This window comes from Roseovarius sp. YIN77, from assembly GCF_057219155.1.
Genome location: NZ_JBXVVI010000006.1, coordinates 34680 through 53050, shown reverse-complemented (window position 1 = coordinate 53050; position 18371 = coordinate 34680). Strand labels below are relative to the sequence as shown.

Below are 18371 nucleotides of genomic sequence, written 5' to 3'. Positions count from 1 at the left end.
GACAAGCAAGGACGAATATGTTAGTGTTTGATTTTCCTTGCTGCGACATAGGCGATCCCCCCGATTATCAGGCCCCAAACCGCCCCGCCCAGCCCAAAGATCGTTACACCAGAGGCGGTCGTCACCAATGTCAGGGCGGCGGCTTCCCGATCAGCAGGATCGGCCAATGCAGCGCTTGCCGAATTGGTCAGGACACCCAATAGTGCAATCCCCGCCAACGTTCCCAACAACACTGGTGGCCCCAAGGCCGCAAAGGCTGTTATAGCCCCGGCGAAGACACCAAAAACACAGTAGAAACCACCCGCTATCACTGCCGACCAGTATCGCCTGTTCGGATCAGGATCAGAATCGTCGCTCGCGCACATCATCGCCGTGATAGCGGCCAGACAGGTGGCGGGTGCCCCCAATGGCGCCGAGACGATGCTGAACCCGCCGACCGAGGTCATCAACGGCCCGGGCGCGGGTGAATATCCACATCCTTTCAATACCGCGATCCCCGGTACGTTTTGCGTGGCCATGGTCACGATGAACAGGGGCAGACCAATGCCCAAAACCGCATTTAGAGAAAATGCGGGCGGTATAACGATCGGGGTCGCAACCAAAGGTGCATCAATCTTGATGTTCAGGCCGGATTGCCAAAGGATGATCACAACAGCGGCGACCATTGCCGCCGGCACAGCCAATAGGCGGTGAATTCTGCCGCAGATAAACCAGGTCAACATAACCGGAACCACAACTTCTGGCGCGTCCGCCAATCCCTTGAACGGAACAATGCAAAGGGGCAACAAAACCCCAGCCAACATTGCTTGTGCCAAGACAGGTGGGATCGACCCGACAAGTCTGGCCAGCGGCTGCCAGAGACCGGAAATGGTCGTTAGAACCCCTGCCACCAAAAATCCGGCCACAGCACCGGCAAACCCTGCCTGATCTGGGGGTGTTACGGCCAATAGCGCCACCCCGGGCGTCGACCATGCAATGCTCACCGGTTGTCGGGTCCAAAGGCTGATCGATATGCCGCACAGCCCCATCGCGATAGCGGCGAACATCAATCCGGACGCAGCCTCCATCGGCGACGCGCCCACGCCATCAAGACCGCGCAATACAATCGGGAAAGAACTGAAAAACCCGACGACCGCGACGACGAACCCGGTAGATACTGTGCTAAGCGTTGGCGTTGAGTGCGTCACGTTCAATCGTCCAGATTGACACCAGCATTTTGCATGCCAGCCAATGCTGCGTTCAACGAGCCATCCAAATCAATCGCACGGCACAAGCTAAGGTCGACAGACACTGTGTACCCTAACTTGGCGGCATCAACCGCAGAAAAGTTAACGCAAAAATCCGTGGCGAGGCCCACTAACGTCAAATGTTCGATTCCACGGGTTTTCAAATACCCATCCAACCCGGTCGGGGTCGTGTGATCATTTTCAAAAAAGGCGGAGTAGCTGTCGATCGCGCGGCGAAAGCCTTTGCGAATGATCAGATCCGCTCGATCCGAATGAAGGTCAGCATGCAGCTGCGCCCCGTCAGATCCCTGAACACAGTGATCTGGCCATAGAACCTGCGGCCCATAGGGCATCTGCGTCACCTCGAACGGCCCAAGATCTGAGTGTTGGGAGGCAAAGGAGGAATGATCCGTCGGGTGCCAATCCTGGGTCAGGATAACCGTGTCAAACCCCGCCATCCGGTCATTGATCCTTGTGACAATCTCATCGCCTGCCGGCACCGAAAGCGCCCCCCCGGGGCAAAAATCGTTCTGCACATCAATGACGATCAACGCCGCCCTATCGTGATCCATCGCAACCTCCCTGATATGCAAATGGATGCGTTAGAAACTCAGGGCGGTCAACCCGGCTTGCAGAAGCACCTGCGCCAAGACGCAGCATCCCGGCCCCTTGATAAGATCAGGAGAGCGGAGTATCTCGCGCCTATGTTTACAGTTGCTGCACTCTATCACTTCACCCGATTCGATGATCTGCCTACCATTCAGGCACCGCTGCAAAAGCTGTGCGATGATGAGGGGATCAAGGGCTCCCTTCTGATCGCGCGTGAGGGGATCAACGGGACGGTTGCCGGAACACGCAAGGGCTTAGATCGGATGCTGGGCCATATACGCGCCCTGCCCGGCTGCGAAGGTTTGGAACATAAGGAAAGTCCGGCCGTAGAAATGCCCTTCAACCGGATGAAGGTGCGCCTGAAAAAAGAGATCGTCACGATGGGTCAACCTGATGTCGACCCGACGGCGGCGGTGGGACACTATATCGAACCGAAAGATTGGAACGATCTGATCCGGCAAGATGATGTTGTGGTCATCGACACGCGCAACGATTACGAAGTCGCGATCGGCTCGTTCGAAGGGGCCATCGATCCCTTGACCAAAAGCTTTGGCGAATTCCCCGACTGGTGGCAAAAGAACAAAGACCGCTTTCACAACAAGCGTGTGGCCATGTTCTGCACCGGCGGTATCCGCTGTGAAAAATCCACCAACTATCTGTTAGGCCAAGGGGTTGAAGATGTCTTTCATTTGAAAGGCGGCATTCTGAAATACCTCGAAGAAGTCCCCGCAGACGCCAGCACATGGGAAGGTGAATGTTTCGTTTTCGATCAACGCGTGTCCGTCGGGCATGGCCTGATCGAGGGACCACATCACCTGTGTTTCGCCTGCCGCCGCCCGATCCTGCCCAAAGATAAATCTCGCCCAGAATACGAGGAAGGCGTCAGCTGTCATTACTGCGTAGATGAAACCTCTGAGGCGCGCAAAGACGCCTTTCGCGAGCGTCAGAAACAAATCCAACTCTCCAAAGCGCGTGGTGAAACCCATGTGGGACCCCGATAGATTTTAGGATCACATCCAAATGACCCAAACTGCAGATGACCGCCTGATTGTTGCCCTGGATGTCCCTGATGCCCTCTCTGGGCTGGCGCTGGCGAATCAACTGGGTGATGCGGTCAGTTTTTATAAAATTGGCCTGGGCATGTTGACCGGTGGCGGCTTGGCCTTGGCGCGCGAGTTGAAAGATGAACAGGGCAAGCGCATTTTTCTGGATATGAAGCTGTTTGACATTGGTGCCACGGTCGAAGCAGCCGTGCGCGGTCTGTCACAGTTTGATCTGGATTTTCTAACCGTCCATGGCGACCCACATGTGGTGCGCGCGGCCCAAGAGGGCAAAGGCGGCAAAGATCTGAAGATTCTGGCGGTCACCATCCTGACCTCGCTGGAGCGTGAGGACCTTGATGACGGGTTGATCAAACCCGGCGACGTTCGGGATATTGTCCTGGAACGGGCCTCGAACGCGTTTGATGCAGGTGCCGATGGCGTGATCGCTTCTCCGCAGGAATCGGCCCTGATCCGTGCGTTACCAAATGCGGTGGGCCGGTTGATCGTCACCCCGGGTGTGCGTCCCGCCGGGGCCGATCTGGGTGACCAGAAACGGGTCACAACCCCAGCGCAAGCGATTGCCGATGGTTCAGACCATATTGTGGTTGGCCGCCCTATACATCGTGCCCCTGACCCTCGACAGGCCGTTTTGTCTGTGATCGCAGAGATGCGTTCACCGCAGGCGCAACACCCCAGCAGATAGACAACTCACTGCTTTGTCATTGATCAATTTGTGTTTCTGGCCCGTTTGATTTTCTCGCTCTTCGACCTGAAATGATCTATCCTGATCCGGCTATATCGGATTTCAGATGCCTGCCCTTTGCCGCGATTGCCTGACCTATGATCAGGACGACTTCACCCGCTGTCCCTCATGTCGCAGCCCTCGGGTCATCGCGCATGAAGAACTGTTTTCGCTTTCCATTGCGCATATGGATTGCGATGCCTTCTACGCCAGCGTCGAAAAGCGCGATAATCCAGATTTAGCAGACAAGCCTGTCATCATTGGGGGTGGAAAACGGGGCGTGGTGTCAACCGCGTGCTATGTGGCGCGTATTCGCGGTGTACGGTCGGCGATGCCGATGTTTCAGGCGCTTAAGAGGTGCCCAGACGCGGTGGTGTTGCGCCCACGCATGTCTGCCTATGCAGAGATGTCCCGGATAATCCGCGACATGATGTTGGAACTGACCCCGGCAATTGAACCCCTGTCTCTGGATGAAGCCTTTATCGATCTGACCGGCACCCAGCGCCTACACGGCGCCCCGCCTGCGGTGATGTTGGCACGCCTGGTCAAGCGGATGAATGATGAGCTTGGCCTGACCGGTTCCATCGGACTGTCGCATAACAAGTTTCTGGCAAAGGTCGCATCCGACCTCGACAAACCCAGCGGGTTTTCCATCATTGGTAAGGCAGAGACCGGCGACTTTCTGCATGACAAACCCGTGCGGTTAATTTGGGGGATTGGTCCGGCGGCGCAGGTGTCCCTGGACAAGGCGGGAATTCGTACATTTGATGACCTTCTGCGTTGGAACAAATCTGATCTGATCGAACGATTTGGGTCCATGGGGGATCGCCTGTGGCATTTGGCACGTGGGCAAGATCGACGGCGGGTCAATGCCCGGGCTCCGGTGAAAAGCATTTCAAAAGAAACCACGTTTTTTGAGGATACATCAGACCCAGATCTGTTGGACGGCCATATGTGGCGCCTGTCCGAACAGGTCGCCGACAGGGCAAAGGCCAAAGGCTATGCCGGGCGTGTCGTCACACTAAAACTACGCCGGGCCGATTTTTCGCTTTTGACGCGCCGGGTCAGCCTTATTGACGCCACGCAGATCGCAGATCGGATTTATCGAACTGCCCGCAATCTGTTTGACCAGCTGTCGGAGTCGGGGCCTTTCCGGCTGATTGGGGTCGGAATAAGCGATCTGCAGGCTGATTCTGAGGCTGACCGCAGCCCGGATCTGTTGGATCCGAACGCGTCCAAACGCCTAGAGGTGGAGCGGGCAACTGATAAAATTAAATCGCGGTACGGGAAAGAAGCGATTCTAAAAGGACGTGCTCTGCGCTGATCACACAGAACAATTCCATCACTCAGCCGCCATGGGCAAATCATTTCGACCGATGTCAGAGAGGCGTCTTATCACCCGTGTCATGGCCGAACGGAACGTGTTGAAATCATCATTCGGTGCCACGGTTTTCTCATCCATGTACAAAGAACGGTTGATCTCTATCTGGATGGCATGTTGCCGTTGGGCGGGCTGGCCATATCGTTGAACCATATAGGCACCTGCAAAGGGCGTGTTGCGGACGACATGCAGGCCAACAGACTGAAAGGCATCCTCAATCTGATCAACAATTTCTGAGCTGGCAGAGGTTCCGAACCGATCCCCCAAAACGATATCGGGGCGGGGCTCTCCGAACGGGCAAACGCGATCAACGGCCTCATAAGGCATAGAATGGCAATCAACTAATATCGCCTCTCCGAATCGGGCCTTGGTTTCAGATATCAGGTTCTGCAAAGCACGATGGTATGGGTGCCAGTTTTGGTCGATCCGCGACTCGGCCTCTGCCAATTTCATTTTGCCACGGTAAATTGCCCGCCCCGATGCAACGACACGGGGAATCACCCCAAGCCCAGAGAGTATCCGCGGATTATGTGAGCCGGGCTTCAGCCCCTCAATAACTGCCGGGTCGAGCTCATCAGGCGCGCGGTTCAAATCAACAAAGGCACGCGGCACCTGCGCGACCAGCAGCGTCGCGCCATGATCAGGCGCGGATTCAAACAATTGATCTACATAAGCGTCTTCAGAACTGCGAATCGCCAGGCGATCCAAAACCGACTGGCGCAGGAAGGCCCAGCTATAGTCGCGCCCACTATGCGGGGAGGCGAAAATAACGCTGGTTGACCACTCTTTTGGGCGTTCCAGTCGATATGGGGCGTTCTGCATGGCGGCTCCTTCTGAAATTAACTATAGACCGATTTGTAAAACGACCAAAAGCTCTTGATCCCCCTTGCTGAACCTTTTATAGACCCCTCGACAGACGCGGTGCCGCCCGCGTCCCTTTTGTTTGGACAGGTGGCAATGCTGTGTTATTGGGCGATTAGCTCAGCGGTAGAGCACTACGTTGACATCGTAGGGGTCACTGGTTCGATCCCAGTATCGCCCACCATCCCCCGGAAACGGGGACGAATTGAAACCTGGGGCGCCTGCGCGCCGCGATATGAGGAGAAGGCTATGAAAGTCCGGAACTCGCTCCGTTCGCTCAAGAACCGTCATCGCGACTGCCGCGTTGTGCGTCGAAAGGGCCGTGTCTATGTTATCAACAAGACACAACGTCGGTTCAAAGCCCGCCAAGGCTGAACTTTGACAAAACTAATGAAGATCAAGCCGCTCTTTTGGGCGGCTTTTCTTTTGCCTAAACCATAAACACGAAAAGGCCCCGACCGAATGATCAGGGCCTCTATCTGCGTGTTTCGAAGTGGATCAGACGCCAGCCTTTACGATCGCATCGGCCAGAATAGTCACGGTGGTTTCATTCAAACCAGCGATATTCAATCTCGAATCACCGATCATATAGATGCCGTGATCCTTACGCAGGGTTTCTACCTGTTCAGGTGTGGCGCCAAGACGAGAGAACATGCCACGATGCTGGGCGATAAACCCAAAGCGGTCAGATCCTGACAGGCGCTGCAATTCACCCGCCAATTGTTCGCGCAGCTTCAACATGCCCAGACGCACATCTTCCAGCTCTGCCTTCCAATCGGCGCGCAAATCATCGTCGTTCATGATCACGCTGACCAACCGCGCCCCGTGATCTGGCGGAAAAGAGAAATTCTGACGATTCAGGAAGGCAAGGTTCGCTTGGGTTACTTCCCGCAATGATTTATCCTGGGACACCGCCATCAGGATGCCGGTGCGTTCCCGGTAGATGCCAAAGTTTTTGGAACAGCTGGCGGCAATCAGTGTTTCAGGCATTTCCGATGCCACCATCCGTAAACCAGCGGCATCTTCCTCCAGCCCGTCACCAAAGCCCTGATAGGCAATGTCGATCAACGGTGTCACGCCTTTGTCCTGCATCAACGCGATGACCTCGGCCCATTGTGGCAGCGTCAGGTTTGCCCCTGTCGGATTGTGACAACAGGCATGCAACAAGACCACGTCGCCCGCCTTGACCGCGTCCAGATCGGCCATCATGCCGTCGAAATCGACCGCCCGGGCCTCATTGTCGAAATACCGGTACTCTGCCATGTTTATGCCAAGGTATTTCAGAATTGAGGGGTGGTTTGGCCAGGTTGGTGCCGACAGCCACACAGTGGCATCGGGCGCCGCACCTTTCACCAGCTCCAGCGCCTGGCGAATTGCGCCCGTCCCGCCGGGTGTTGCCACAGCTGCAACATTGCCGCGGTCCACACTTGTGCCAAGCGCCAGAGACACCATCGCATCGGCAAAGGCCGGATCACCCGCCAGCCCTGTATAGGCCTTGGTGGTTTCTTCCTGCCACCATTTTTGTTCCGCCGCCTTCACTGCCCGCATGACAGGCGTATTGCCGGAGGCATCCTTGTAAACACCGACACCCAGATCGATCTTATCGGTCCGCGGATCCTCGCGATACATTTGCATCAGCATCAGGATCTTATCGGGCGGGGTGGGTTTTAGATTGTTCAGCATAGTTTGTCAGGCTCCGGTTTCGACCTTCAGGTCGTTATACATGCCCCATTCCGACCAAGATCCGTCATACAAGGCGTGACGATCATGGCCGATCCGTTCAAGGGCGAGGTTGATGATCGCGGCGGTCACTCCTGATCCACAAGACGTGATCACCGGCTTTGTCAGATCCGCACCTGCTGCGGCGAAAACCTTTTTCAACGCGTCCGGCGATTTCATTGTGCCATCAGCGTTCAACAATGTCGCATAGTGGACGTTCCTGGAATTGGGGATATGCCCGGCCCGCATGCCGGGGCGGGGTTCTGGCTCTTCACCACTAAACCGGCCGGGACCGCGAGCATCCAGGATCTGATAATCCCCAAGTTTGGAGGCAGAGGCGACCTGCGTCACATCCTTGATCAGGTGTGATTGGCGCTGCACCGTCATATGCCGGTCACGGATGACCGGGGGCATGTCGTCGATCGGATGACCTTCGGCCTTCCATTTTGGAAAGCCCCCATCCAGAACCGCGATATCCGTTTTGCCCATCAGGCGAAACATCCACCAAACGCGGGCCGCAGAAAACAAGCCGGCGCCATCATAAACCACCACCTGATGTCCATCCCCAACCCCCAAAGCCCGCATCCGGGACATGAACTTTTCTACGGGCGGCACAGTGTGGGGCAGTTGCGAGCGATGATCGCTGATCTCATCGATGTCAAAAAACCGCGCCCCGGGGATATGGGCCGCATCATATTCGGCCCGCGCATCCCGTCCCATGTCCGGCAGATACCAGCTGGCATCAAATATCCGTAGATCCGGGTCTTTCAGATGTGCGGCGAGCCATTCGGTGGAAACGAGCGTCTTAGGATCATCAGCGGTCATACTGCACCTCGTCAGGGAGCTGGGCGTTATTCAGTGCCTACCGAGAGGGGAGGCCGGAGGCAAGGTCGGACAACAATGGAAGTGGCACCAAACGGAAAAATTCGCCTCAAGATTAGTCTTCATGCAGGCTGGATCAGCCGTTTCGCAGCAACCGTTGTTTTTGCCGTCCCCAATCACGCGCGGCCTCTGTCGCGCGCTTGTCATGAATTTTCTTACCCTTGGCGATGCCGATTTTCAGTTTCACGATGCCTTTGTGATTGAAATACAGAACCAGAGGCACCAACGTCATTCCCGCCCGGCTTTGTGCCTGATGCAGCTTTGACAACTCGCGCTTGCTGACCAGCAGTTTCCGGCGGCGGCGTTCTTCGTGCCCCCACTGTCGGGCCGGTTCATAGGGGGCGATATAGCTGTTGACCAGCCACAGTTCCCCATCTTCCACGTAGGCATAGCTTTCGGCAATGTTAGATTTCCCAACCCGCAGGGATCTGACCTCGGATCCCATCAGAACGACACCGCATTCCAGATCATCCTCGATCGCATAGTCATAGCGTGCACGCCGGTTGTCGGCGATCACCTTGTAATTCTTATCCTCGGGTTTCTTGGCCATTGCGCTGATCTATGGTGTCAGACGGGGCAAGTCCAGTGATGCTCACCCCATCTGATCTTAGAAATCCAGATTTTCCACGTTCAGGGCATTTTGCTGAATAAATTCGCGCCGCGGCTCAACCACATCGCCCATCAGCTTGGTGAACAGATCATCCGCCTCGACCATGTCATCGATCTTGACCTGTAAAAGCGTGCGCGCATCCGGGTCCAGCGTGGTTTCCCACAACTGATCAGGGTTCATCTCCCCCAAGCCCTTGTAGCGTTGCAAGCTCAAACCCTTTTCACCCTCAGCCAGGATCGCCTGAAGCAGGTCCGATGGACCATGGATCAGGGTTTCCTTGTCTTTGCGCACCAGTTTGGCTGGCTTGCCATAGATCTCTATCAAGGCGTCGGTAAAGCTGCCCAATTTACGTGCCTCGCCAGACCGGATCACGTGGCCATCCAACGTGCGAACCTCTTCGACACCACGCAACAGACGCGCCAGACGGATACCCTTGTCCTGCGTCGGGCGACCTTGCCAGCCACGTTCGTATTCCACGGCGATCTGATCCAGGCGCGCCGCTATTGCATCCGCTACACCCTGAAGGTTGGCATCAACCACCCCCGGTACGAACGCTGCCGCAATCGCCGCTTGTTCCAGAATGTGCTGCGGATAATGGGTCGGGAAAACTTGCAGGATGCGACGTATTGAGCGTGCCTCTTCGACAACGCGCAAAAGGTCCTGACCAACAATTTCTTCGCCCGTCGCCAGAAGCATCGAGGCACCCTCTGTGCCCTGCTCAATCAGATAATCATCCAGTGCCGCCTGATCCTTCAGATACACCTCAGACCGCCCGCGTGCCACTTTGTACAAGGGGGGCTGCGCGATATAAAGATACCCACCTTCAATCAGTTCTGGCATTTGCCGGTAAAAGAAGGTCAGCAAAAGCGTACGAATATGCGCGCCATCCACATCAGCATCAGTCATGATGACGATCTTGTGGTAGCGCAGCTTGGCGATATTGAACTCGTCTCGCCCGATCCCCGTGCCCAGAGCCATGACCAGATTACCGATCTCCTGGCTGGCTAACATCCGGTCAAACCGGGCACGTTCCACATTCAAAATTTTACCGCGCAGGGGCAGGATGGCCTGCGTGCGCCGATCCCGGCCTGTCTGTGCCGAGCCACCCGCAGAGTCACCCTCGACCAGGAACACCTCGCTCTTGGCCGGGTCTTTTTCCGAACAGTCTTTCAGTTTGCCCGCCAAAAAGTTCACATCCATCGCCGTCTTACGGCGCGTTAGCTCACGCGCCTTGCGCGCAGCCTCCCGGGCCAAAGCCGCTTCGATGATCTTGCCGACAATGGACTTGGCCTCATTGGGGTTCTCTTCGAACCACTCGGCCAGTTTTTCATTCATCAGGCCTTCGACAGCCGGGCGCACTTCGGAGCTGACCAATTTATCCTTGGTTTGGCTGCTGAATTTTGGGTCCGGCACCTTAACCGACAGAACACAGGTCAATCCTTCACGAGCATCATCGCCGGTAAAGTTGATCTTCTCCCGCTTCGCGATACCGCTGGACTGGGCATAATTGTTGATGGTCCGGGTCAGCGCACCCCGGAAACCCGCCAAATGGGCCCCGCCATCGCGCTGTGGAATGTTGTTGGTAAAAGGCAGCACCGTTTCGTGGTAGCTGTCGTTCCACCACATCGCGACCTCGATCCCGATATCGTCACGCTCTCCGCGGACATAAATCGGCTCGGCCAAGGCCGGGCTTTTATGGCGATCAAGGTATTTGACGAACTCCTTGACGCCACCTTCGTAGAAAAGTTCGGATTTCAACATCTCTGCCGGGCGATCATCTTCGAGCAGAATTCGCACACCAGAGTTTAGAAAGGCCAGTTCACGCAGACGCTTTTCCAGCGTGTCGAAATTGTATTCGAGATTTGAGAAAGTATCCGTCGAAGCCAGAAACCGGACTTCTGTCCCCTTGCGGCCATTGGCGTCCCCGACAACGCGCAAATGCTCTACGGTTTCACCACGTTCAAACCTTGCATAATGTTCCTTGCCATGCCGCCAGACCCGCAGTTCCAGCCAATCGGACAGCGCATTTACCACCGAAACACCGACGCCATGCAGCCCGCCCGAAACTTTGTAGGAGTTTGAGTCAAACTTCCCCCCGGCATGGAGCTGGGTCATAATGACTTCGGCGGCGGAAACGCCCTCTTCCTCATGAATATCGGTGGGAATGCCGCGTCCGTTATCGCTGACCGAGACACTATTGTCGGCATGCAGCGTTACAGACACAGCATCTGCGTGACCAGCCAATGCCTCGTCGATCCCATTGTCCACGACTTCATACACCATGTGATGCAAACCGGACCCGTCATCCGTGTCACCGATATACATCCCAGGGCGCTTGCGTACAGCCTCTAACCCTTTGAGAACTTTAATAGAATCGGCGCCATATTCTTCTGGCACCTGCGCGCTTTCGACCATTCTGCTCATTCCCATTTTATTGGCTCAAGTTATAGGCTTTTCAGGGGGGAATGTCACGCAATTGGCACAATATTTTGTGCCCTTGGGAAATGAGATTTCTGCCCCTCGCGCTGGCATAAAACGCACGGGTCAATGGCAGCAAACTTCTAACAGAATTCGCCGTCCAATCCGCACAAACGTTTCAAGGCACGGAAGCTGTTACGCTTGTTCCTTCACTCTCAGACACTTCGAAGTATTGTGCGCGTTGACCCAACGCCTCAAACAACTCCGCGCCGGTTCCGGTCATCCAGGCCTGCGCACCAAGCGCGCAAATTTCATCAAACAATGCCGCCCGTCGATTTTCATCCAGATGTGCAGCGACCTCATCCAACAAAAGAACAGGGGGCGCGCCGATTTGCTCTTTTAGCGCCCTCGCATTAGCCAGGATCAGCGACAACAGCAATGCCTTTTGTTCGCCCGTAGAACAATCGCGCGCCAAGGCCCCTTTCGCCGCATAAATGGCCGACAGGTCCGCCCTGTGGGGGCCAATTAGCGTTCGTCCTGCGATGAGATCATTTTGACGCGACCGACCCAACGCGTCTTTCAGGTCATATGATTCCTCGGGGGTCTCAGCGCCCTCTGGATCAGATATCTCCAGCTCTGCGGTCGGGAAGCGCGCCTCAGAGACCGCCTGAGCCGCGATTAATGCCGCAAGCGCCTGTTTCCGGTTTCTGGTGATCATGGCACCAGATTCAGCCATCTGCGCTTCCAGCGCCCGATACCAATGAGGATCGCGAACCTGATCTTTCAACAGGCGATTTCGCTCTCGCATTGCTTTTTCGTAGTTTAGGGACGCTTCCGCATGGCTCGGCTCAAAACTCAAGGTCATGCGATCCAGAAACCGGCGGCGTCCTTCGGCACCTTCGATCCACAACCGGTCCATGGATGGAACCAACCACAACACCCTAGCAATTCGGCCCAAAGCAATTTGGCTCGCAGCTTTGCTATCGATTTTAACCTGCCGCGATTGTCCGGGCTCCGCCCAACATTCGACCTCGTGATTTTGTCCGAAGCTTTCAAACTCGGCCCGTATTTTCCACCCCAATCCTTCCGGCCGGCGGGCAAGGTCATCCACTTTTGCACGCCGCAACCCCCGCCCGGGGGACAGCAACGAAACCGCTTCCAGGATATTGGTTTTGCCTGCGCCGTTCGCGCCATAGATTGCAATCGGTCGCGCATCACACTGCAATCGGCAGATCTTGTGCGACCTAAAATGCGAAAGGCTTAGCGCCGTCAGGGCAAGGTTGGTCATCGCCGCAACTCATGTCTGAGTGATAGGAAAACGGCCTTCCGAGGAGATTCTGTTCCGTCTCGCTTCTTCGTCACACGCGCATCGGCATGACAACATAGATGGCGGTTGTGTCGCCACCTTCTCGCATCAATGTCGGATCGCCCGAAGAATTGAACAAAAATACCGCATTCTCACGATCCACCTGGCTAGCAATTTCCAACAGATATTTCGCGTTGAACCCAATTTCCAGCCGTTCGTCGTCATAGGCTACGGCCAGTTCTTCCTCGGCGGCGCCAGCATCCGGGGCGTTGACGGATAAGATCAACCGATCCTCGTCCAAGGATAATTTCACCGCACGCGACCGTTCTGACGACACCGTCGCCACACGATCAACAGCTTGTGCAAACTCTGCGGCATCCACTTCGAGCTTTCGGGTATTGCCCGTCGGGATAACGCGCGTGTAATCCGGGAAGGTTCCATCGATCACCTTGGATGTCAGGGTAATATCTGGCGTGGCAAAGCGCACCTTGGTTTCCGAGACAGAAACCGCAACCTGCAGATCGTCGTCATCCAATAACTTGCGCATTTCCCCCACCGTCTTGCGCGGTACAATAACGCCCGGCATATCGGCTGCGCCATCGGGCAGCTCTGCATCGATTTGCGCCAACCTATGACCATCCGTGGCGACACAACGCAGCACTTTCCCATCAGTACTATCGGCCACATGCATGTAGACACCGTTCAGATAGTAACGAGTCTCTTCGGTGGAAATTGCAAATTTCGATTTATCGAACAAACGGCGCAGCACTGGGGCTGGGGCCGAGAAATTCGCCGAATATTCGGACGACGCCATCACCGGGAAATCTTCCTTTGGCAAGGTCGCCAGTGAAAAGTTTGACCGGCCAGCCTCTACCGTCAGCCTGCCCGTTGCCCCATCATCTGTCAGCGTGACCAATGACCCATCCGGCAGTTTGCGAACAATTTCATGCAAGGTAACGGCGGAAACCGTAGTGGCGCCTGCGCGCTCAACTTGGGCAATGGCCTTGTCTACGACCTCGATATCCAGATCGGTAGCACGGAAACTGACCGCTTCGCCTTCGGCTTCGATCAGAACATTGGCAAGGATCGGAATGGTGTTTCGCCGTTCCACCACAGACTGTGCCTGAGACACTGCTTTCAGCAACGCACCACGTTCGACACTGATTTTCATTTGATCGCTCCCTCGCGCACATCCGGGGCAGCGAATGTACCTGACTCAATCCCCCGGTAAAGTCTTTTGTTGGACTGTCTGATGGATTGGCGGGACCGTCAAGGCCCCGACCGTTTAAAATCAGGCTTCGAGGCTGCGACGCAGCAATTCCAGATCTTCGTCCATCTGATTGTCGAGCAGGCGCAGTTCTTCTATCTTGCGCACTCCGTGCATGACGGTCGTATGATCCCGCCCACCAAAACGACGGCCAATCTCCGGCAGGCTGCGCGACGTTAGCTGCTTTGCAAGATACATGGCAATCTGACGCGGGCGGGCGATGGTGCGCACTCGTTTCGGACCGATCATTTCCGACAAGCGGATATTATAGTGTTCTGAAACTTTGCGCTGAATTTCCTCGACCGTAATTTTGCGATCGGATGCGCGCAAAATATCCGCAAGACAATCCTGCGCAAGTTCCAGCGTGATTTCACGACCAACCAGTGATGCAAAGGCAAACAGCCGGGTCAGCGCACCTTCAAGAACGCGCACATTTGTGGAAATGCGATGGGCCAGAAATTCCAGAACGCCATCGACCATCACAAGTTCGGGATGCTGAACCCGATACTGATCGACCTTGTGTTGAAGGATACCCAAACGCAATTCATAGTCCGTCGGATGCAGATCAACGACCAAGCCACATTGCAGGCGGCTGCGAATGCGATCTTCCAGATCCTTAATCTCACCCGGGGCCCGGTCGGCAGAAATGATTATCTGCTTGTTCTGATCGACCAAGGCATTGAACGTATGGAAAAATTCTTCCTGCGTACTGTCTTTGCCCGCAATGAATTGCACATCATCAACCATCAGAATATCAACGGAACGGAACAGTTCCTTGAAATCCATCATCCGGCGTTCTCTCAGTGCCCGCACAAAGCGATACATAAATTGTTCAGCGGACAAATAAACGACATTCAGGTCGGGTCTCTGGGTCTTCAGCTCATGCGCGATCGCGTGCATCAGGTGCGTTTTACCCAGCCCCACTCCACCATAAAGAAAGAGGGGATTGAACGATACCGGGCCGCCTTCGGCCACGCGCCGCGCCGCCGCATGGGCAAGCTCATTTGGTTTGCCGACAACAAACCGGTCAAATGTAAAACGCGAATCCAGTGGCGCACCGGGAAGATCGGATGGGGCAGCATCCAGGGTTTCTGATGAACGCGACGCTGTTGGTGCAGAACGGGTTGTTGGCTTTGCCGTTGTTGCTGCGGGTACGCGGCCCCCTTGTTGTAACACGGAAAATTCGATCCGCTTCACGGACTGACCCGCCTGCTTCATGTGGTGCAGGATATGATCGCCAAAGTTCCGAGACACCCAATTGCCAATGAAACTTGTTGGTACATTGAAAACCGCTACGCCTTCGCGCAGGTCGGCAAGCTCCAGCGGTTCGATCCAGTTTACAAAATTGCTTTGCCCAACAGTCTTTGCCAGTTCATCTCGTACACGTCCCCAAGTGTCATCTGTCATTCTTACTTCTACCTGTCTGCCGTTCTGTTCAGGACTGACGCCATGCCAACCCTCGGACTTTCCAGCCGTTCACACAGCCACGATGCCCCCGTGCATCCAGATCTCCTTCGAACCCTTCGGCAACATTTATGCAATCAGCTTCGACCCCATCTTTCGACAGGACTTCGGCGACTGCTTTAGCAGCTGAGAGGGACCGCACACCGGAACGGCAGATGAATAGCAGCTTTGCCGGCATATCCGGCCCAAGCGCTTCAACAACCTGCTCCGCAAAATGCGGGTTAACGGACATTTCAGGAAAGCTGGCCCATTCGACGAGCAGTGTCGATTGGCCCAACGCCGTCAGATCAGGAACGCCAATGAAACTCCATTCGGCTCTTGATCTGACATCAATAAGCACGGATCTGTCATCATTTTCCAGTGTATCCCAAGCCTGCTGAGGCGATACCTCAGCCACACACTGGGCAACGCGGCCCGTGCTCATCCCTATGTCCCCCCAAAGTAGACGTGAATCGCACCGCCAAGCTAACAAGCCGAAAGCCACGCGCGCAACAGAACTTCATCCTTGACTCTGACCTTTACGGAAACGAATCCCAATCGCGCTTAAATTTCCATTTGAATCCAGAGAGGATGTGGAAAGACAAAAAAAATGGCGTGACCAATTTGACACGCCATTTCAAATTTTAAGATGTCGGGAAAATTACCCCAGAGCTTTGACTCGGGCAGAAAGCCGGGACAATTTGCGTGCAACGGTGTTTTTGTGCAGAACACCTTTGGTCACACCGCGATGCAGTTCGGGCTGTGCGGCGCGCAGAGCAGCTTCTGACTCCGCTTTGTCGCCGGAGATGATTGCTTCTTCGACTTTACGCAGGAAAGTCCGGATGCGCGAACGACGCGCTTTGTTGATTTCGAAACGACGCTCGTTCTGACGGGCGCGTTTTTTTGCTTGAGGCGAGTTAGCCATGTTTATCAAACCTTATTTCGGGTCACATATATCTGTCGCACGTCTACGAGACCCAACCGGAAAGGCGTCAACCGGGGTGATTCTGGCCAAGGCGGGCCTCACGCGCATGTATAACGGGGGCATATAGATGGTTTTGCGGAGAATGCAAACGGGAAATTAAACCTACTTGTCGCGAAACTGAGGTTCCCGCTTTTCGCTAAAGGCCGCCATTCCTTCTTTTTGATCTTCGGTCGCAAAGAGAGAATGGAACAATCGCCGTTCAAACAGCAGACCTTCGGCTAACGTCACCTCGTAGCTGCGATTGACCGATTCCTTTGTCGCCATAAGGGACAACATGGATTTTTCTGAAATCTTCTGCGCCGTGGCGAGCGTTTCTTCCATCAGTTTTTTGGCAGGCACAATACGGCTGACCAGCCCGGCGCGCTCCGCTTCGTCGGCCATCATGAACCGACCGCTCAGGTTCATATCCATGGCTTTGGATTTGCCAATGTATCGGGTCAGTCGTTGTGATCCACCCATACCCGCCATAACGCCAAGATTGATCTCTGGCTGGCCGAATTTGGCGGTATCCGAAGCAATGATAAAATCACACATCATTGCCAGCTCACAGCCACCACCCAGCGCATAACCGGACACGGCAGCGATAATTGGCTTGCGAAACGTCCGAAACCGTTCAGCAATAGCCCCAAACAAATCAGAGCCAGCTACCTCTGCAAAGCTTTTATCAGCCATCTCCTTGATATCTGCGCCTGCGGCAAAAGCCTTCTCGGATCCAGTGATGACAACACAACGCACCCGACTATCCTGCTCTGCATCGTTCAGAACACCCGATAGTTCAGACAGCAATTGAACATTAAGCGCGTTCAGAGCGTCTGGACGGTTTAACTGAATGACTTTGACGTTGTCTTGCAGCTCAACGAGAAGGGTTTTATTGGCCATGGATAATTGCCTTTTGGAAATTCGTCAGGCTCAGAGCCATAACATCCTACCGCCCGGGATCAAGTCATCTTTGGCATTTGGGGCAATAGAATGTTGATCTTCCGGATTGCACAATTCTTGTGATTTGCGCATCACAATCCTCAGTGGGACACGCCTGCCCTTCTTTATCGTAAACTTTGAATTTGTGTTGAAAATAGCCCAGTTCGCCATCGGTTTGGCGATGGTCTCGCAAAGACGATCCACCTGCTTCAATCGCTTCTTCCAGCACTGTTCGAATGATTGGGGTCAGCGTCACAATGCGTGATGCGGCAATATTACCCGCAGCGCGCGTTGGACGAATCCCAGCGCGGAAAAGCGCTTCGGACACATAAATGTTTCCAAGCCCGGCAATGATTCTCTGATCCAAAAGGGCGGATTTGATCGGCATTTTTCGCCCAGTAAGGCGCGATGCCAGGTAATCCGCATGAAAGCCATTTCCCAAAGGTTCCGGCCCCAGCCCGGCCAACAGCTTGTGTGCTTCAAGCTGGGACGTTGGTGCAAGATCCATCGCTCCAAAACGCCGGGTATCATTGAACGTCATCCGTGCCCCGCTATCCATCTCCAATATCACGTGATCATGCTTCTCAGGCACCGCATGTTCGCGGTAAAAACCGCCCAGCATCGCGCCAGATATCAACATGCGCCCGGACATGCCCAAATGAATGATTAGGGTTTCGCCCGTCGAAAGATCGCACAAAATATACTTCGATCTACGCCTAAGCGACGTAACACGAGCATCTTTCAAGCGTTCCGCCATCCTGTCCGGGAAAGGCCACCGCAGATCGGGTCGGCGCACATCCGCGCGGACAATCCTCTGTCCCTCCATCACCGGCTGCAATCCGCGGCGAACCGTCTCGACCTCTGGCAATTCTGGCACGTTGCTCTTTCCTTGCTCTTTCACACATTGTATCGCGGCATGAGCGGCTTATAAGAATGCCTTGATAACGAAACGGCAAGACCC

General features: G+C 55.0%; 18 protein-coding genes and 1 tRNA gene. 5 read left to right on the top strand and 14 right to left on the bottom strand.

The window, feature by feature from the left end:
• Positions 1-20 precede the first annotated feature (20 nt).
• Both AC2D8P_RS07940 and pncA read right to left on the bottom strand, forming a co-directional pair.
• Entirely contained in the window at positions 21-1187 is a 1167-nt protein-coding gene (locus tag AC2D8P_RS07940) for a benzoate/H(+) symporter BenE family transporter (protein WP_484701762.1), read from the bottom strand.
• Positions 1188-1189: 2 nt separating this feature from the next.
• On the bottom strand, positions 1190-1798 hold the full coding sequence (pncA, locus tag AC2D8P_RS07935) for a bifunctional nicotinamidase/pyrazinamidase (RefSeq protein ID WP_484701760.1): 609 nt from the start codon (positions 1796-1798) through the stop codon (positions 1190-1192).
• A gap of 132 nt (positions 1799-1930) precedes the next feature.
• Here pncA and trhO point away from each other — a divergent pair, with 132 nt between their 5' ends.
• The 3 genes from trhO to AC2D8P_RS07920 all read left to right on the top strand — a co-directional run bounded on the left by trhO (position 1931) and on the right by AC2D8P_RS07920 (position 4944).
• The gene (gene trhO, locus AC2D8P_RS07930; protein WP_484701759.1) at positions 1931-2836 is read left to right on the top strand and encodes an oxygen-dependent tRNA uridine(34) hydroxylase TrhO; all 906 of its coding nucleotides are present in this window, start codon (positions 1931-1933) and stop codon (positions 2834-2836) included.
• A gap of 19 nt (positions 2837-2855) precedes the next feature.
• Positions 2856-3581, top strand: coding sequence for an orotidine-5'-phosphate decarboxylase (gene pyrF / locus AC2D8P_RS07925; RefSeq protein WP_484701758.1), 726 nt, complete (start codon positions 2856-2858; stop codon positions 3579-3581).
• A 106-nt stretch (positions 3582-3687) separates the two neighbouring features.
• On the top strand, positions 3688-4944 hold the full coding sequence (locus tag AC2D8P_RS07920; protein ID WP_484701756.1) for a DNA polymerase IV: 1257 nt from the start codon (positions 3688-3690) through the stop codon (positions 4942-4944).
• An 18-nt stretch (positions 4945-4962) separates the two neighbouring features.
• Here AC2D8P_RS07920 and AC2D8P_RS07915 read toward each other — a convergent pair whose 3' ends face one another.
• Positions 4963-5823 (bottom strand): N-formylglutamate amidohydrolase, encoded by an 861-nt coding sequence (locus AC2D8P_RS07915; RefSeq protein WP_484701754.1) that lies wholly within the window; start codon positions 5821-5823, stop codon positions 4963-4965.
• Positions 5824-5971: 148 nt separating this feature from the next.
• Here AC2D8P_RS07915 and AC2D8P_RS07910 point away from each other — a divergent pair.
• A tRNA-Val gene (locus AC2D8P_RS07910) sits at positions 5972-6046 on the top strand.
• Positions 6047-6111: 65 nt separating this feature from the next.
• The gene (gene ykgO / locus AC2D8P_RS07905; protein ID WP_005850168.1) at positions 6112-6237 is read left to right on the top strand and encodes a type B 50S ribosomal protein L36; all 126 of its coding nucleotides are present in this window, start codon (positions 6112-6114) and stop codon (positions 6235-6237) included.
• A 123-nt stretch (positions 6238-6360) separates the two neighbouring features.
• On the opposite strand, the gene AC2D8P_RS07900 is transcribed toward ykgO, so the two are convergent.
• The 11 genes from AC2D8P_RS07900 to mutM form a co-directional block, all read right to left on the bottom strand.
• Positions 6361-7545 (bottom strand): amino acid aminotransferase, encoded by a 1185-nt coding sequence (locus AC2D8P_RS07900; protein WP_484701753.1) that lies wholly within the window; start codon positions 7543-7545, stop codon positions 6361-6363.
• 6 nt (positions 7546-7551) lie between these two features.
• On the bottom strand, positions 7552-8406 hold the full coding sequence (gene sseA / locus AC2D8P_RS07895) for a 3-mercaptopyruvate sulfurtransferase (protein WP_484701751.1): 855 nt from the start codon (positions 8404-8406) through the stop codon (positions 7552-7554).
• A gap of 133 nt (positions 8407-8539) precedes the next feature.
• The gene (gene smpB, locus AC2D8P_RS07890; protein ID WP_484701749.1) at positions 8540-9013 is read right to left on the bottom strand and encodes an SsrA-binding protein SmpB; all 474 of its coding nucleotides are present in this window, start codon (positions 9011-9013) and stop codon (positions 8540-8542) included.
• A gap of 57 nt (positions 9014-9070) precedes the next feature.
• Positions 9071-11488: a DNA topoisomerase (ATP-hydrolyzing) subunit B gene (gyrB, locus tag AC2D8P_RS07885; protein WP_484701870.1), complete on the bottom strand. Its 2418-nt coding sequence runs from the start codon at positions 11486-11488 to the stop codon at positions 9071-9073.
• A 181-nt stretch (positions 11489-11669) separates the two neighbouring features.
• Positions 11670-12779, bottom strand: a complete 1110-nt coding sequence (gene recF, locus AC2D8P_RS07880; RefSeq protein ID WP_484701747.1) for a DNA replication/repair protein RecF — start codon at positions 12777-12779, stop codon at positions 11670-11672.
• 70 nt (positions 12780-12849) lie between these two features.
• Positions 12850-13968, bottom strand: a complete 1119-nt coding sequence (gene dnaN / locus AC2D8P_RS07875) for a DNA polymerase III subunit beta (RefSeq protein WP_484701746.1) — start codon at positions 13966-13968, stop codon at positions 12850-12852.
• A gap of 120 nt (positions 13969-14088) precedes the next feature.
• Positions 14089-15471 (bottom strand): chromosomal replication initiator protein DnaA, encoded by a 1383-nt coding sequence (gene dnaA, locus AC2D8P_RS07870; protein ID WP_484701744.1) that lies wholly within the window; start codon positions 15469-15471, stop codon positions 14089-14091.
• A 28-nt stretch (positions 15472-15499) separates the two neighbouring features.
• A complete protein-coding gene (locus AC2D8P_RS07865) occupies positions 15500-15952 on the bottom strand; it encodes a rhodanese-like domain-containing protein (protein ID WP_484701742.1) in 453 nt (150 codons plus the stop codon).
• A gap of 216 nt (positions 15953-16168) precedes the next feature.
• On the bottom strand, positions 16169-16432 hold the full coding sequence (rpsT, locus tag AC2D8P_RS07860) for a 30S ribosomal protein S20 (RefSeq protein WP_484701741.1): 264 nt from the start codon (positions 16430-16432) through the stop codon (positions 16169-16171).
• A gap of 162 nt (positions 16433-16594) precedes the next feature.
• Positions 16595-17371: an enoyl-CoA hydratase gene (locus tag AC2D8P_RS07855; RefSeq protein WP_484701739.1), complete on the bottom strand. Its 777-nt coding sequence runs from the start codon at positions 17369-17371 to the stop codon at positions 16595-16597.
• A 64-nt stretch (positions 17372-17435) separates the two neighbouring features.
• On the bottom strand, positions 17436-18287 hold the full coding sequence (gene mutM / locus AC2D8P_RS07850) for a bifunctional DNA-formamidopyrimidine glycosylase/DNA-(apurinic or apyrimidinic site) lyase (RefSeq protein WP_484701737.1): 852 nt from the start codon (positions 18285-18287) through the stop codon (positions 17436-17438).
• Between the last annotated feature and the right edge of the window lie 84 nt (positions 18288-18371).

Excerpts from the sequence above, each read along its gene's own strand:
- trhO (WP_484701759.1), top strand. The coding sequence starts at position 1,931 with ATGTTTACAGTTGCTGCACTCTATCACTTCACCCGATTCGATGATCTG.
- ykgO (WP_005850168.1), top strand. The coding sequence starts at position 6,112 with ATGAAAGTCCGGAACTCGCTCCGTTCGCTCAAGAACCGTCATCGCGAC.
- AC2D8P_RS07865 (WP_484701742.1), bottom strand. The coding sequence starts at position 15,952 with ATGAGCACGGGCCGCGTTGCCCAGTGTGTGGCTGAGGTATCGCCTCAG.
- pyrF (WP_484701758.1), top strand. The coding sequence starts at position 2,856 with ATGACCCAAACTGCAGATGACCGCCTGATTGTTGCCCTGGATGTCCCT.
- AC2D8P_RS07920 (WP_484701756.1), top strand. The coding sequence starts at position 3,688 with ATGCCTGCCCTTTGCCGCGATTGCCTGACCTATGATCAGGACGACTTC.
- dnaA (WP_484701744.1), bottom strand. The coding sequence starts at position 15,471 with ATGACAGATGACACTTGGGGACGTGTACGAGATGAACTGGCAAAGACT.
- dnaN (WP_484701746.1), bottom strand. The coding sequence starts at position 13,968 with ATGAAAATCAGTGTCGAACGTGGTGCGTTGCTGAAAGCAGTGTCTCAG.
- rpsT (WP_484701741.1), bottom strand. The coding sequence starts at position 16,432 with ATGGCTAACTCGCCTCAAGCAAAAAAACGCGCCCGTCAGAACGAGCGT.
- sseA (WP_484701751.1), bottom strand. The coding sequence starts at position 8,406 with ATGACCGCTGATGATCCTAAGACGCTCGTTTCCACCGAATGGCTCGCC.
- AC2D8P_RS07900 (WP_484701753.1), bottom strand. The coding sequence starts at position 7,545 with ATGCTGAACAATCTAAAACCCACCCCGCCCGATAAGATCCTGATGCTG.
- AC2D8P_RS07855 (WP_484701739.1), bottom strand. The coding sequence starts at position 17,371 with ATGGCCAATAAAACCCTTCTCGTTGAGCTGCAAGACAACGTCAAAGTC.
- smpB (WP_484701749.1), bottom strand. The coding sequence starts at position 9,013 with ATGGCCAAGAAACCCGAGGATAAGAATTACAAGGTGATCGCCGACAAC.
- gyrB (WP_484701870.1), bottom strand. The coding sequence starts at position 11,488 with ATGGTCGAAAGCGCGCAGGTGCCAGAAGAATATGGCGCCGATTCTATT.
- recF (WP_484701747.1), bottom strand. The coding sequence starts at position 12,779 with ATGACCAACCTTGCCCTGACGGCGCTAAGCCTTTCGCATTTTAGGTCG.
- AC2D8P_RS07915 (WP_484701754.1), bottom strand. The coding sequence starts at position 5,823 with ATGCAGAACGCCCCATATCGACTGGAACGCCCAAAAGAGTGGTCAACC.
- pncA (WP_484701760.1), bottom strand. The coding sequence starts at position 1,798 with ATGGATCACGATAGGGCGGCGTTGATCGTCATTGATGTGCAGAACGAT.